At 56.7% G+C, this 14,479-nt stretch carries 14 protein-coding genes and 1 tRNA gene; 11 read left to right on the forward strand and 4 right to left on the reverse strand.

The window, feature by feature from the left end:
- Nucleotides 1–67: 67 nt before the first annotated feature.
- The 4 genes from V6U78_RS09825 to V6U78_RS09840 form a co-directional block, all read right to left on the reverse strand.
- A tRNA-Gln gene (locus V6U78_RS09825) sits at nucleotides 68–142 on the reverse strand.
- A 78-nt stretch (nucleotides 143–220) separates the two neighbouring features.
- Nucleotides 221–1,138 (reverse strand): 4-(cytidine 5'-diphospho)-2-C-methyl-D-erythritol kinase, encoded by a 918-nt coding sequence (gene ispE, locus V6U78_RS09830; RefSeq protein WP_405339930.1) that lies wholly within the window; start codon nucleotides 1,136–1,138, stop codon nucleotides 221–223.
- Nucleotides 1,135–1,758: a lipoprotein insertase outer membrane protein LolB gene (lolB, locus tag V6U78_RS09835; protein ID WP_405339933.1), complete on the reverse strand. Its 624-nt coding sequence runs from the start codon at nucleotides 1,756–1,758 to the stop codon at nucleotides 1,135–1,137. The genes ispE and lolB overlap by 4 nt, the downstream gene beginning before the upstream one ends.
- 10 nt (nucleotides 1,759–1,768) lie before the next feature.
- Nucleotides 1,769–3,601 (reverse strand): tetratricopeptide repeat protein, encoded by a 1,833-nt coding sequence (locus tag V6U78_RS09840; protein WP_405339936.1) that lies wholly within the window; start codon nucleotides 3,599–3,601, stop codon nucleotides 1,769–1,771.
- Nucleotides 3,602–3,802: 201 nt separating this feature from the next.
- Here V6U78_RS09840 and hemA point away from each other — a divergent pair, with 201 nt between their 5' ends.
- The 11 genes from hemA (at nucleotide 3,803) to rlmD (ending at nucleotide 14,464) form a co-directional block, all read left to right on the forward strand.
- Nucleotides 3,803–5,107, forward strand: a complete 1,305-nt coding sequence (gene hemA, locus V6U78_RS09845) for a glutamyl-tRNA reductase (protein WP_405340156.1) — start codon at nucleotides 3,803–3,805, stop codon at nucleotides 5,105–5,107.
- A 56-nt stretch (nucleotides 5,108–5,163) separates the two neighbouring features.
- The gene (gene prfA, locus V6U78_RS09850) at nucleotides 5,164–6,249 is read left to right on the forward strand and encodes a peptide chain release factor 1 (RefSeq protein ID WP_405340159.1); all 1,086 of its coding nucleotides are present in this window, start codon (nucleotides 5,164–5,166) and stop codon (nucleotides 6,247–6,249) included.
- A 4-nt stretch (nucleotides 6,250–6,253) separates the two neighbouring features.
- On the forward strand, nucleotides 6,254–7,090 hold the full coding sequence (gene prmC, locus V6U78_RS09855) for a peptide chain release factor N(5)-glutamine methyltransferase (protein ID WP_405339939.1): 837 nt from the start codon (nucleotides 6,254–6,256) through the stop codon (nucleotides 7,088–7,090).
- A 147-nt stretch (nucleotides 7,091–7,237) separates the two neighbouring features.
- A complete protein-coding gene (lrp, locus tag V6U78_RS09860) occupies nucleotides 7,238–7,741 on the forward strand; it encodes a leucine-responsive transcriptional regulator Lrp (protein WP_405339941.1) in 504 nt (167 codons plus the stop codon).
- A gap of 94 nt (nucleotides 7,742–7,835) precedes the next feature.
- The gene (locus V6U78_RS09865; RefSeq protein WP_405339944.1) at nucleotides 7,836–8,606 is read left to right on the forward strand and encodes a HesA/MoeB/ThiF family protein; all 771 of its coding nucleotides are present in this window, start codon (nucleotides 7,836–7,838) and stop codon (nucleotides 8,604–8,606) included.
- Nucleotides 8,606–9,592 (forward strand): 1-aminocyclopropane-1-carboxylate deaminase/D-cysteine desulfhydrase, encoded by a 987-nt coding sequence (locus V6U78_RS09870; protein WP_405339947.1) that lies wholly within the window; start codon nucleotides 8,606–8,608, stop codon nucleotides 9,590–9,592. Before V6U78_RS09865 ends, V6U78_RS09870 begins: the two co-directional genes overlap by 1 nt.
- A gap of 11 nt (nucleotides 9,593–9,603) precedes the next feature.
- Entirely contained in the window at nucleotides 9,604–10,338 is a 735-nt protein-coding gene (locus V6U78_RS09875; RefSeq protein ID WP_405339950.1) for a pseudouridine synthase, read from the forward strand.
- A 28-nt stretch (nucleotides 10,339–10,366) separates the two neighbouring features.
- On the forward strand, nucleotides 10,367–10,762 hold the full coding sequence (locus tag V6U78_RS09880; RefSeq protein ID WP_405339953.1) for a hypothetical protein: 396 nt from the start codon (nucleotides 10,367–10,369) through the stop codon (nucleotides 10,760–10,762).
- A 40-nt stretch (nucleotides 10,763–10,802) separates the two neighbouring features.
- Nucleotides 10,803–12,461: a multicopper oxidase family protein gene (locus V6U78_RS09885; RefSeq protein ID WP_405339955.1), complete on the forward strand. Its 1,659-nt coding sequence runs from the start codon at nucleotides 10,803–10,805 to the stop codon at nucleotides 12,459–12,461.
- Nucleotides 12,462–12,471: 10 nt separating this feature from the next.
- Entirely contained in the window at nucleotides 12,472–12,915 is a 444-nt protein-coding gene (locus V6U78_RS09890; RefSeq protein ID WP_405339958.1) for a DUF411 domain-containing protein, read from the forward strand.
- Nucleotides 12,916–13,057: 142 nt separating this feature from the next.
- Complete coding sequence (rlmD, locus tag V6U78_RS09895) at nucleotides 13,058–14,464, forward strand: 23S rRNA (uracil(1939)-C(5))-methyltransferase RlmD (RefSeq protein ID WP_405339961.1); 1,407 nt, start codon at nucleotides 13,058–13,060, stop codon at nucleotides 14,462–14,464.
- Nucleotides 14,465–14,479 lie beyond the last annotated feature (15 nt).

Below are 14,479 nucleotides of genomic sequence, written 5' to 3' on the forward strand. Positions count from 1 at the left end.
TGAACTGAGAGGATAAGAAAAAGGCAGCGAGAGATTGCTGCCTGAGGAGTTGTTCACTCGAATAGATTGGCTGGGGTGGAAGGATTCGAACCCACGCATGGCTGGACCAAAACCAGCTGCCTTACCACTTGGCGACACCCCAGCATTTCGGGGCATAATTATAGCAAGGATCATCAGAGCGTCAAGCCCTTGATGTGCTTTTTTTTTAGACTGGCCTGCTTCAGCTTGGATGGGGCGCGCAGTCGCTAGATGCAGCGTCAAGCGCAGCCAGCTGTTGGTGGGCCAGTGAGCGATTTTGTCCTTGGGCGATCCAGGCCTGGGCGCGTGGGAAGCTGCGCAAGAAAGCCTGTTGCAGCTGAGGCCCAAGAGCTGGCTCGGCCAAGGGCGCATAGATTAATGCACCGCTGCCGGTGAGCGCCGGCTGGAGTTGATGGCGTTGACACCATTGAAAAGCCAGTTCGATGTCGGGATAAAGGCGGCGAGCAATCGGCTCAAATGCATTGTGGCCCAGCTGCTGGAGGGCTTCTTCTGCTTGGCAGCGCGGACTATTGCGTTCTAGGTCTGCCTCGGCAAACATCCTGCCTGTATGACAGTGGCTCCCGACAGAAAAAAGTAGATACTGAGGTGTAGGTGGCGAGCAGGGTGTCAGCTCTTCGCCTATCCCCTCGGCCCAAGCGCTGTGGCCCCAAATAAAAACAGGCACATCGGCACCGAGTTGCAGGCCGATGGCGGCAAGCTGCTGGAGAGAGAGCCCGAGCTGCCACAAGTGATTCAGTCCAAGGAGTGTGCTGGCCGCATCTGAGCTGCCTCCCCCGACGCCACCGCCAAGCGGAAGGCATTTATCCAGCCGAAGATCCACCCCGAGCTGGGCGCGTTTTGCCATCGGCACTGCGGCTTTTAATGCTTCGGCGGCACGCACTACCAAGTTGGTTTCTTGTGGATCATCAAGCTGGAGCTGGCTGTGAAAGTGGATTTGTCCATCTTGGCGCAATCGCAGGTGCAGGGTGTCATGCAGATCGATAAATTGAAACAGGCTTTGCAGCTGATGATAGCCATCAGCACGCTGGCCGGTGATCTGTAAAAAAAGATTCAGCTTGGCCGGTGCAGCCAGACTGAGCTCAGTCAGCGCGGGCGTCATGGGTTGGGCTCCTCAGTCATCTGTTGGCGGCCGGGTTGCCAGGTATGAATGGCCATGCGGATACTCAGGGGTGGATTATGCAGGTCGATCAGCCCAGGCAGTTGCCAGTCACCTTGCTGGCTGAAACGACTCCAGCGGATCTGCCAGCCATCCTGTTCGATCTGTTGATCTTCTAAGCGGCGATAAGGGCCAGGTGCAGGCAGGCCGCGCACCCAGTAAACCAAGTTGGATAAAGGGAGTGGCCAGTTGAGTTCGCGCGTGAGCAGTTGTTCAGGCGTTGCGGCTTGGTGTTGTTCGCCATCACTGAGTGTCAGTGTGACTAAAAAGGGTGCGCCAGATAGATAGGCTGCACCTTGGCCGAAGGGACCAAATAAGCGCAGCTGATAGTCAGGCCCTTGTTGTTGCCAGTCCAGATTGGCGGTTTGGCGTTCATTGCCGTGGCTCAGCGCTGTGCGCGCCTGGAGTTGCCAGTGCCAGAGGGCTGCATTTGGCTCAGTGGCATGGGGCGCTGGCGAGAGTGGTGTGGTCTGGGTGGCGCAGCCGCTCAGTAGCAGCAGAATCAGGCCGATCAGCAGCCCGCGTTGTGCTGTCTGGGTATGGTCAGGATGCGGTCTAGTCAAGTGGTCGCTCCTACTCGGTGGGCGATGTGCTGGGGTTGTCTTGGTGTGCAGGTTGGGCATAGCGCAGTTCTGGATATTGGTCTAAGAGTGCTTCTAGATCAGCCGAAGCGGGTTGGCTCGCTGGCAGGCGATCAAGTAAGGTCTGGGCTTCTTCGGGTAGCTCCAGCGCCATCAGTGTATGAATCAGATGGAGTGCGATTTCTTCATCTTGTAAGCGGGCATAGGCTTCTTCGAGATATTCGCGGGCTTCTTCGTAGCGGCCTAGGCGGTACATGGCCCAGCCAAGAGAGTCGAGTATCTCTGGTGCCGTGCTATCCAGAGCATGCGCCCGTTGAATCAGCAGTAGCCCTTCGTGAATCCTGTCTGTGCGATCAACAAGTGTATAGCCAAGCGCGTTCAGCGCCTGAGCATGGTGAGGCTCGTGGTGCAGTATTTCGCGTAGTTCGGCTTCCATTGCGCTGAGGTCATTCAAAAAGTAGAAGAGCATGGCGCGACTATAGAGTAGCTCGCTTTTTGATGCGATCTCGGGAAAGCGCTGGGCTGACTCGTCGAGCCAGTCGAGCGCGGCCTGATAGGCGGCTTCGCTGCGCAGGCGATACTCGCCGATTAGGGTCAGTTCGAGGGCGAGTTCTGGGTGTTGCACCTGCTTAAGGCGTAAGAAACGCAGTAGCTCGGGCGTATGTTGTGGTGTATCGAGCAGGCGCAGGGTGGCAAAACTGGCATCCAGTAAGGCTTGGCCGCCACCCACCTGACGATAGTAGTGCAGGGCCTGCTGGGTTTGATCTTCACGCTCGGCGAGCTGACCAAGCAGCAGCCAGGCCTGATCCTGATGTGGATCTAGATCAACCAAACGTAGCAGCGTTTGTTCGGCGCGGGCATATTCGCCCAGCTCAAGCTGAATACGGGTCAGTGCGAGATAGGCGGGTGGGTGGTCTGGCTCAATCTGAATCAGCTGGTCAAAACTGGCCTCTGCGGCTTCATATTGGCGCGCCGCCAGCTGGGTACGGGCCAGCTCAAGCCAGAGATGAATTTGATCCGGCTGCTCAGTCAGTGCGCGGCTGAGCAGGGCTTGGGCTTGATCGAGTTCGCCTGTCTCGCGCAGCAGTCGAGCCTGGAGTTGCAGTGTGCGCAGATGGCGAGGATCGCTGCTCAGCGTGGCCTGAATATGGGTGCGTGCCTGATTCAGATCGCCCATCTCATAGCTGAGTAAGGCCAGCGCAGCAGTGTAATCACTGGATGGTGTTTCTGGATGAGGCGTGGCGGCTTCTAAAAGACGATAAAGATCACTGATCCCCGGCTGCTGGCTGTCGATCATCGAGCTGGCGAGCAGCGTGTAGTTGCTGCCCCCGCCGAGCTGCTCAAAGCGATAGAGAAACTCAAAAGCATCAAGGTATTGTTCGTTCTGGAGCAATAGGCCGGCCGCCGCGCGCTGCGCATCCGGGTTCTCTGTTGCTTGACTGGCCCAGATCAGGGCGGCATCAAGGGCAATTTCAGGCTGCTCTGCAAACTGCGCGATCCAGGTGGTGCGCTCAGCCAAAGCCGGATGGCGAGTGGCGAGAGTGAGTTCAAAATAGATCTCAAGCGCCAGATCAACAGCATAGCGCTGCCCAGCGATCTCGGCGCTTAATAAGGCCAGCAGCAGAGATTGGTTCAAGCCACTGTATGCCGGGAACTGGCTTGGGTCCAACTGAGTCAGCTGGCTGGGTTCCTGCGCTATATTCTTGGGGCGGATCTGTGCTGGCTCAGCAGTGGGCGGGCTGGAAGGGGTCGCGCAGCCAAGGATCAGCAGCATGCTCAGCAGCAGTGGAAGGTGCGTCAAAAAGAGTCGAAGCGAGTGGATCATTCGAACATACCTGTACTTTTTCTATGTGCTATCATAGCCGCTTCGCAGGCTCACGGCTGCATCTAAATTGTTTTAAAGTGCTGCTGAAACAAGTGCTTTGATTCAAGCACGCCGCTGAGTGGCCACTGTTTTAACTTGATAAGCCAAGCCGAGCTGATCGACTTCTTGGAGTGACGTTTGACCTTGCCCGCAGTGCAGCCTATGCAATTGATCGCCTTAGGAATCAATCACAAAACCGCCCCAGTGGCGATCCGTGAGCGCGTCGCCTTTCCTCCAGAGCAGATGCAGGCGGCCTGTGCTGCCCTCAAAGATCACCAGACTATCAAAGAAGTGGCGATTGTCTCTACCTGTAATCGCACTGAGATCTATGCGCTGCTGGCCGCGCAAGAAACGCGCAGCGTGCTGACTTGGCTGAGTGATTTTCATCAAATTCCGCTGGAAGACATCGCACGTTACACCTATTTGCATCAAGATCAACAAGCGATCAGTCATTTGATGCGTGTGGCCAGTGGGCTGGATTCTCTCGTGCTGGGCGAGCCGCAGATTCTGGGGCAGATTAAAGAAGCCTATGAAACCGCCAAGCAGCAAGGTCTGTTGGGGCGTTTGATGGAGCCCTTGTTTCAGCAAGTCTTCGCAACGGCCAAGCGCGTGCGCACTGAAACCGGCATAGGCACGAATCCCGTGTCTGTGGCCTATGCGGCGGTGCATCTGGCGCAAAAAATCTTTGCTGATCTGCACACCAGTCGTGCGCTTTTGATCGGCGCAGGTGAAACCATTGAACTGGTTGCTCGGCATCTGCGTCAGGCGGGGGTGCGTGAGCTGGTGATTGCCAACCGAACGGTTGAAAAAGCAAAACAGCTGGCGGATGAGGTGCAGGCGGAAGCCGTTGCCTTGAGCGCCATTCCGGATCAGCTCGTTAAAGCGGATATCGTCATCAGTTCAACCGCGGCTCCTCTGCCAATTCTGGGTAAAGGCATGGTGGAGCGCGCCTTGCGCCTACGCCGCCATCAGCCTGTCTTTATGGTGGATATTGCTGTCCCGCGCGATATCGAACCCCAGGTGGGTGAGCTGGAGGATATCTACCTCTTTACAGTGGATGATCTGCAAGAGGTCATTGATGAGAATCTGGCGGCTCGCCGCGATGCGGCACGCCAGGCGGAAACCCTGATTGTTGAGGGCGTTGCCGAATATCAGCGCCAGCAAAGAGTCAGAGATGCTGGGCGTGTCATCGGTGCCTTTCGTCAGCAGGCTGAGCAGCTCGCCCAGCAAGAGCTGGCGCAGGCATTGCAGCAGCTGCAGCAAGGACAGGATGCCGAGGCAATCTTGCGCCGTTTTGCGCGCCAGCTGACCAACAAGTGGCTGCATCATCCTACGCTCAAATTGCGTGAAGCCTCTGCTGATCAGCGTCATGAGCTGTTGGGTGCGGCAGTGGAGCTGCTGAATCTGAGCGATTTAATACCGAGTGAGCCTGCCTCCCCAGTGGCCTCCTCAACCCAGCAGCCTTAGCACTGCTGCTGCCTTGCCCTTTTTTCTCCACGCATAAGGTTTAATCAGTAAAAATGATGAAAACATCGCTTTTAGAAAGGCTAGAAAAACTGGCCGAGCGTTTTGAAGAGCTGTCTGCGCTGCTGTCAGATCCAGAAGTGCTGGGTCAGCAGGATAAGTTTCGCCAATTCTCGATTGAATACGCAGAGCTTGAGCCCTTGATTCAAGCCTATCAGCAGCGTCAGGCCCTGTTGGTCGAGCAGGAAGAAGCTGAGCTGATGCGTCAGGATAGCGATGCCGATATGCGCGCGATGGCCGAAGAAGAGATCGAGCGCGTACAAGCCGCTTTGCCTGAGCTGGAAGCCGAGATCCAGCGTCTGCTTTTGCCCCGTGATCCGAATGACAGCCGCAACGTCTATCTTGAAGTGCGTGCTGGAACAGGCGGAGATGAGGCCGCGCTTTTTGCTGGCGATCTTTTTCGTATGTACAGCCGCTATGCCGAGCAGCAGGGCTGGCAGGTTGAGGTGATCAGCGCCAGTCATGGCGAAATGGGTGGCTATAAAGAGATTATCTCGCGTGTTATCGGTAAGGATGTGTATTCCCATCTGAAGTTTGAATCTGGTGCGCATCGCGTGCAGCGTGTACCGGCCACTGAATCGCAAGGGCGTATTCATACTTCTGCCTGTACCGTGGCGGTGATGCCTGAAGCCGATGCCGTGAGCGAGATCGAAATCAACCCCGCTGAGCTGCGTATTGATACCTATCGCTCCTCTGGTGCGGGGGGGCAGCACGTCAACACCACCGATTCGGCAATCCGCATCACCCATATTCCAACGGGGCTGGTGGTCGAATGTCAGGAAGAGCGTTCGCAGCATAAAAACAAGGCGAAAGCTATGGCTTGGTTGGCCACGCGCTTGAAGCAGCAGGCCGAAGATGCCGCACACAAAAACCAATCGGATACGCGCCGCAGCCTGGTGGGCAGTGGTGATCGTTCCGAGCGGATACGCACCTACAACTTCCCGCAGGGGCGTGTCACGGATCACCGTATCAACCTCACTCTGTATAAGCTGGATGAAATTATCCAAGGTGATTTAGGCGAGGTGGTCGGCGCTCTGGCGCGTGAGCAGCAGGCCGAGTTGCTGGCGCAGATGGGAGCCCAGTAAGCGGATGCAGCTGGATCTTTGGCTGAATTCTGCCACCCAGAGGCTGGTGGAGGCGGGGGTCGAGGCAGCCCGTTTTGAAGCCGAATGCCTGCTTGAACATCAGCTCAAGCGGGGTCGGGCTTATTTTTATACCTATCCAGAAACCCAGTTGACTCCAACTCAGCTCGATCAACTGGCGTCTGATTTGACGCGCCGCTGCCAAGGTGAGCCATTGGCTTGGGTGTTGGGCGAGTGGTCCTTCTGGGGGATGGCTTTGGCCGTCTCACCGGCCACCTTGATTCCGCGTGCCGATACCGAGGCCTTGGTGGAGCAAGTGCTGGCGCTGGATCTGCCCGCCAAGGCGCAGGTGATCGATCTAGGAACAGGGACAGGCGCGCTGGCGTTGGCGTTGAAAAAAGAGCGCCCCGCTTGGCAGGTGCAGGCGGTCGATCTGATCCCCGAGGCAGTGGAGCTGGCGCGACGTAATGCGCTGGCGCACCAGTTAGCGGTCTCTATCACTGTGTCGGATTGGTGGCAGGCCGTGCCCGCTGGGGTTTTTGATCTGATCGTCAGTAATCCGCCTTATATTCGTGCTGATGATCCACATTTAGAGCAGGGCGATCTGCGTTATGAGCCGCATACAGCGTTGGTGGCCGCGCAGCAGGGTTTGGCGGCCTATCAGCAGATATTGGCCGCCTGTGATCAGCGTTTAGCGCCGCAAGGTTGGCTGGTGGTTGAGCATGGCTATGATCAGGCTGAGGCCGTGCACGCACTTTTTGTGCAGGCAGGATTGGTGCAGGTACGCAGTGAACGAGATTGGGCTGGTCAGTGGCGCATCACGCTAGGACAGCGTGCAGGCTAAGCGCAAATTGGCGCTTTCGACTGAGATTGGCTGGTCAAGCAGCAAAGAAGATGATAAAAAAACTGAAATACAGGGCGTAAGAAGTGAGATTTTTTGCTTGAGCGCCTTTTTGTATCCAGTGCACAACAATAAAAAGGTCATCTGATTATGAAACACGGCAAGCCGCATGCGCTCGATAAAATCGATCTAAAAATCTTGCAAGCCCTGCAAGAAAACGCCCGTATCTCTTATGTCGACCTCGCCAATAAGGTTGGGCTGTCGACTACCCCTTGTCTAGAGCGTGTGAAACGCCTTGAGCGGAATGGGGTGATCAAAGGCTATAAAGCTCTGCTCAATCCGCGTTATCTGCGCGCTAATCTCTTGGTGTTTGTTGAGGTGAGTCTTGAAACCCAGTCACCTACGGTTTTTGATGAGTTTCGTAAGGCCGTGGCACGCTTGCCGCAAATTCAGGAGTGTCATCTGGTCTCAGGCCAGTTTGATTATATTCTCAAATGTCGTATCCCTGAAATGAGCGCCTATCGCCAGCTGTTGGGGGATGTGGTGCTCACCCTGCCCGGCGTAAAAGAATCCAAAAGTTATGTGGTGATGGAGGAGGTAAAAGAAGATGCCTCTATTTATGTCCCCACCTTAGAAGAATTTGAAGACCACTAAAAGCTAACCCATCACGCCTAGCGGCCTGCACAAGCGGGGAGCGCACCCTCGTAGCGGCTGGTCAGGCCAGTGGAAGCAGCAATATTGAGAAGATATGAACGACGAACAACTCCTTCGCTATAGCCGCCACATTCTACTGCCTGAGCTGGATGTGCTGGGCCAACAACGCCTGCTGAATAGCCGTGTTTTGATCATTGGTGCGGGTGGCTTGGGCGCTCCAGTGGCGATGTATCTGGCAGCAGCGGGTGTGGGCACACTGCATCTGGCTGATGATGATCAGGTGGATATCACGAACCTGCAGCGGCAGATTATTCATCGCGAGGATCAAGTCGGGCAGGCAAAGGTGGATTCAGCTGCTTTGAGTCTGGCGGCCTTATCTTCTAGTACACGCGTGATCACTTCAGCGCAGCGTTTGACGGGTTCGGCTTTGAACGAGGCGGTGGCAGCCGCCGATCTGGTGTGTGATTGTAGTGATCGTTTTTCAACGCGCTTTGCCGTGAACCGTGCTTGTGTCGAGCAAGGTCGCCCGCTGGTGTCGGGGGCCGCGATTCGTTTCTCTGGTCAGCTGCTGGTGATGGACCCGCGCCAAGCGGCCAGCCCTTGTTATGCCTGCCTGTATGATGAGCAGGCCGCAGATGAAGAACTCAACTGCTCAACCAGTGGTGTGCTGGGGCCGCTGGTGGGGGTGATCGGCAGCCTGCAGGCGGTGGAGGCACTCAAGCTATTGGCGCAGGTTGGGACGCCCAGCGTGGGTCGCCTGCTCACCTATGATGCCTTGCGTGCCGATTGGCGAAGCCTGCAGGTCGTGCAAGATCCGGCCTGCTTTTGCACCTCTGCTGTCGCTGCCAGCCACGGCAATCACTGATGTTGGCTTCGGCTTCTTTGCCAGCAGACTGGCCCTGGTGGTCGCCTGAGCGTGGGCATTGGCGGCGCTGGCAGCATCCGCAATGGGCGGCGCAGCAGGTCGATTGTTGGATTTATCAGCTGCAAGAGCCAAGCCGTGTGTTATCAGGGAACAAGCTGGCCAAGCTGGATCGGCCCTTACAGCAGGCGTTGGCGGAAGGCCGTCGCGGACTGGCGACCTTCGGCGGTGCCTTCTCCAATCATCTGGCGGCCACCGCAGCGGCCTGTGCGCAATTGGGACTGGCCTCTGTGGGCTGGGTGCGCAGTTTTCAGGCGCTGGATAGGGCGAATCCTACACTGAGTTTTTGCCATCAACAGGGCATGGTGTTGCGTGCTTTAACGCCGCAGCAGTATCGCCAACGTCATGATCCAGCTTTTCTTGCCCAGCTCCAATCAGACTATGCCGATTACCTTTGGGTGCCTGAAGGAGGCAGCAGTGCGGCCGCAGTGGCGGGTGTGGCCCGTTTGGACTTACATCAGACCCCAGCAGGCCCGGCAACGCATATCGCCACAGCCACGGGCAGTGGTGGCACACTGGCTGGCTTGGCTTTGGGGCATCCTCAGCTCAAGGTGCTGGGTGTGGCGGTGGTCAAGGATGCAAGCCTATTCGCACGCCTACAAGAGTGGACAGCGTATCAGACCAACTGGCAGCTGATTACAGATCAGGTGGGCGCAGGCTATGCCCGTTGTGATCCCGAACTGCTGGATTTTTGTGTGCAGACCAGCGCGCAGCTTGGGTTGGGTGTGGAGCCTGTCTACACCGGCAAAGCCCTGCGTGGCTTATTGCGCCATTATCAAACTCAGCCCTTACCGCCCCGTAGCCGTTTGGTGTTCTGGCATACCGGCGGTTTGCAAGGTGTGGCGGGGTTGCGCTATCGCGGGGTGATCACCCCAGAGCAGGCGGCCTGTTTATTGCCCTTATCTTCATCTTCTGCATCGATTGCCTAGCGAAGCCCGATATGCGTCTAGATCGTTTTTTAACTCATCGCCCTGAACTCAGTCGTCAAAAAGCGCGCCAGCTTTTACTCGCTGGACGCGTGAGGGTCGGGGGCCAAAGCGTGCAGGATGGGCTGCATCCGGTGGATCAGTGGAGCCAGATTGAGCTGCAAGCCGCTGATGGCTCTTGGCAAACGCTCCAAGCTGGTGCGCCACGCTGCTATCTGATGCTGCACAAGCCCAAGGGATGTGTCAGCGCAACGCAGGATGCACGCCACCCGACCGTGATGGATTGGGTTGAACCTGCTGCCGCTCTGCACTTGCATCTGCCGGGTCGGCTAGATTTTAACACCACGGGTTTGCTGCTTTTGACCAATGATGGACACTGGTCGCGTGCTCTTTCTTTGCCGACATCTGAGCTACCCAAAACCTATCTTGTTACCACGCGTGATCCGATTGCGCCAGAGACAGAGGCAGTGTTTCGTGCAGGCATTTATTTTGCTTATGAAAATCTGACCACCCGTCCTGCGACCTTGCAAGTCATCCATCCGCATCAGGCCTGGTTAACTATTCATGAAGGGCGCTATCATCAAGTGAAGCGGATGTTCGCTGCGGTGGGGAACAAGGTGGTGGATTTGCATCGTCAGGCCATTGGCCCTGTCGAACTCGATCCCCACCTACAGCCGGGACAGTGGCGTGCTTTAACGCCAGTGGAGGTTGAGTGGCTGAGACCACTAGAGGCCACTGTGATAGACTGAATCAGTCTATTAAAATAGAGACCAATCTATGTCTGATTTACGCTCCCAGCACCAGCCTTTTCTGTGCGCATTGATGGCACTGCTGGTATTGCTGTGGGCGCCGTTCAGCCTGGCGCTGGTCTCCCCCATCGCGGCATCACATGCCATACAAGAAGCGACAGCGCTTTCTGCTGAACTCAGCCCACCCTGCTTAAGCCAGCGAGCTGCTGCCAGCGAATCTGATCAAGCAGTGGCGCAGCTTTTGGATCACGGATCAGATTGTTGCGAGCTTGGGTCTGGGTGCTGGCAATGTCATTTTTGTGCTGGCTTACTGCCAGCAACGCCTAGAGAATGCCCGCGCCCTGTCGGCTCTTTTTCACTGGCTGTTGTGGCTCAACCTCAATCGACCCTCTTTCTTCTCGAACGGCCTCCCAAACCTCATTGATCGCTCGCTTCTCTCTTTTATGATCAACGAGGTATCTATTATGCAACGTCGCGATTTTTTGCGCTTAAGCGCATTGGGCTTTATGCTCACTCCTTTGGCCGCCTGTTTGCCGAAAGGGCATGATCACTCATCTTCTGCGGTAGATAGCATCGCTCCAGAAATGGACTGGACTGCACTCTTACCCCAGCATCAACCCCTGCAAGCCTTGCCGCGCATTGCCAATCAGGCCAGTGCGCCACAGTTTCGTGCCACTTTAAACATACAGCCGACCCAGGTGCCGCTGACTACGGATGTGCGTACCGAGCTGTGGCTCTACAACGGCAAGGTGGCACCCCTGATTGAAATCACCGAAGGGGATCAGGTGGAGGTGGTGGCCAACAACCATCTGGAGCAACCCACCACCATTCACTGGCACGGTGTCAAAGTGCCTGTCAGTGAAGACGGTGGTCCCCATGATCTGATTCCATCTCACGGTAGCCGCACCTATCGGTTCACCGTCCCGGAGGGCAATACAGGCCTGCACTGGTTTCATCCACACCCCCATAATTACCTGGCCGAACAGATTGCACACAGTCTGGCCGGTGCCCTGCTGGTGCGTCCGAAGCAGGACCCCATGCCAGCAGCCATTCCTTCTTACCTGTTGATGGTCACTGACCTGCGACTGGATGCCAATGCACGGGTTGCTCCCCATACCGCTATAGACTGGATGAATGGCCGTGAAGGCGAGATTCTGCTGGTGAATGGTCAACGTAATCCGCGTCTGGATGTGGCACCCGGCAGCACCTTCCGTTTGCGGATGGTGAATGCCTGCGCTGGTCGTTATCTGCGTCTGCAGCTGGAAGATCATGGGTTGCAACTGATCGGTACGGATGGTGGTTATCTGGAGCAGCCAGTGGCACTGAACGAGCTGCTGCTGGTGCCTGGTCAGCGTTGTGATCTGCTGGTACGTGCCAGTGAGCGTAAGGGGCAGACGTTTGCCCTGCAGAAACTGCCTTATGACCGCGACTGGATGGGGCCGGTACCTGCCCACTATACCCGAACCGAAACCCTGCTGACCCTGCATACCTCCAATGCCGATGTGCAACCTGCCATCCCCTTGCCGGCTCGGTTAACGTCTATTCCTTCATTGGGTGAGCCAGCAGTGCAACGCACAGTGGTATTGAGTGAGGAGATGCCCGGTCATGGCGTGGGTGGTGCAACGGATAATCATGCCGCTCATGGTGGCCAGACGCAGCACTCTGATCATAACGTCCACGCTGGTCACGCTGGTCACGCTGGTCACGCTGGTCACGCTGGGCATGGCGGTCACGGGATGATGGCTGGTGGGCATGGCGATCACGGCATGCTGGCTGAGCGTCCCCCCATTCGTTTTATGATCAATGATGAAACCTTCCAGCCAGGACGCATCCTGTTTGAGGGGCGTGTTGGGCAGGTGGAAGAGTGGGAAGTCTTTAATGCGTCTCATATGGATCACCCCTTCCATGTTCATGGCACTCAGTTTCAGGTGGTGGCGGTACAGGATGCCGGGGGTGACTGGCAGCCACCAGCATGGCGCAGCTGGCAAGACACCATCAACCTGAAGCCGAATCAGCGTCAGAAAATTCGTCTGGTGTTTGAACAGCCGGGGGAGTGGATGTTCCACTGCCACATTATTGAACACGAAGAGCTGGGCATGATGGCCAGCATCCTGGTGAAGTGAGGGGTGAAAAATGAACAGACTGAGATCACTGCTGTTATCTATCGTGCTGCTGGGGTTGTCCAGCAGCCTGCTGGCCCAAACCATGACCGTTTACAAATCGGAAACCTGTGGCTGTTGCAATGATTGGATTGATCACGTTCGTGAGGCAGGTATTGAAGTGGAAGCGGTGGATCTGATTCACCTCAATCACAAGAAGCAAGAACTGGGCGTACCGCCGCAACTGGCTTCTTGTCATACAGGGGTGATGGATGGTTATCTGATAGAAGGCCATGTTCCTGCTGAGCAGATTCTACGCCTGCTGCGTGAGCGTCCGCGTATCCTGGGCTTGGCTGTGCCAGGTATGCCGCATGGCTCGCCTGGGATGGAAACAGGCCGTGTGGATGCTTATCAGGTGCTGAGCTTTGATCCTGCTCGCCAGCATTTGGCTGTTTGGGCAGATTACCCCGCGCCTTAATCTTCTACTCCAATCTTTTACTCCGCCGCGCTTCATCTGCTCTGTTGCGCGGCTTCTACTGCCAAAGTCTCGGTCTATGGTAAGCTTCGCTCCCACGGGTGGGCGAGGCTCATCCGCTTTTTTCTGTTGATTGTGGAAAGCTATGTCTCTACTGCGCCAAAAACCCCGACCTGCCCGCACCAAAACAGCGCCTGCTGTGACCTCGCCTGCTGCCGAGCGTGCATCCTCTCCTCCTGTGGATGATCGACCCGGTGTCGATATCCTGCGTTTAAGCCATGAAGGCCGTGGTGTGGCGCGCAGCCCTGAAGGGAAAACCCTGTTTATCACGGGTGCCTTACCGCAGGAGAGAGTCACCTATCGTGTGACCAAGCAGCACGCGCGCTATGATGAGGCGCAGTTAGAGACACTGGTGCAGGCCTCGCCAGATCGGGTGACCCCCGCTTGTGTGCATGCCGAAACCTGTGGCGGTTGTCCATTGCAGCATCTTGCGCCCAGTGCTCAGCAGCAACAAAAACAGCAGCAGTTGGCGAGTTTGCTCTTGCCGCTGATGCCCGTGCCGCTCGCGCCAGCGCCGATGCTGAGCGCCGAGCCTTGGGGGTATCGTCGTCGTGCCCGCCTTGGGGTGAAGTGGCGTCGTGATGGTCGTCTGCTATTGGGCTTTCGTGAGGCCGGATCGTCCCATCTGGCCGAAATCCACCAGTGTCTGGTGCTCGAACCTGAGCTCAACGCGCTTCTTGCCCCACTTTATCAGCTGATTCCGCAGCTGGTCGGGGGGAAGCATCTTGGTCATCTTGAACTGCTCGCCACGCCAGATGGTCGTGCTCTGCTGGTGCGTCTTTTGCGGCCACTGGTGCGTTTGGCCTCGCAGGATCGCCAGCTGTGGCAGGATTTTGCGCGCCAGTATCAACTGGTGCTGTTATTGGATGATGGCGAACAGCGCGAGACACTGTTGGCCTCCCAGCCACTGCATCTGCCGCTGATTGGGCCACGCGGTCCTTTACAGCTTGAGCTGACGCCCGGTGCCTTTGTGCAGGTGAATGCCGCGATTAATCAGGCGATGCTGGATCAAGCGTTGCACTGGCTGAATTTACAAGGCACAGAGCGGGTGCTGGATCTGTTTTGTGGCTTTGGTAATCTGACACTGCCACTGGCCCAACAAGCCGCGCAGGTGCTGGGTGTTGAAGTCGTTCCTGCTCAGGTGGCGCAGGCGCAGCGCAATGCCGAACGCCATCAGCTGACACAGGCCAGCTTTGTCTGTGCCGATTTAAGCCTGCCCCTTGCCGATCAGCCCTTTATGCAGATGACGTGGGATGTGCTGGTGCTGGACCCGCCGCGCGCAGGTGCGCAGGCGGTGATTGAACAGCTCCCCGCCCTGCCAAAAATCCCACGGATTTTGTATATCTCTTGTCATCCCGTGACCTTGGCGCGCGATGTGGCTTTGTTACAGCAACAGGGGTATCAGATCGAGCGCTGGGGCGCGATGGATATGTTCCCACAGACAGCCCATAGTGAGGCGATGGTGCTGCTGAGTGCCGCGCGTTCGTCTTAAGTCCCGCGTGGTCCT

Origin of the sequence: Marinospirillum alkalitolerans (assembly GCF_045055655.1) — a bacterium.
Classification (GTDB): domain Bacteria; phylum Pseudomonadota; class Gammaproteobacteria; order Pseudomonadales; family Halomonadaceae; genus Marinospirillum; species Marinospirillum alkalitolerans.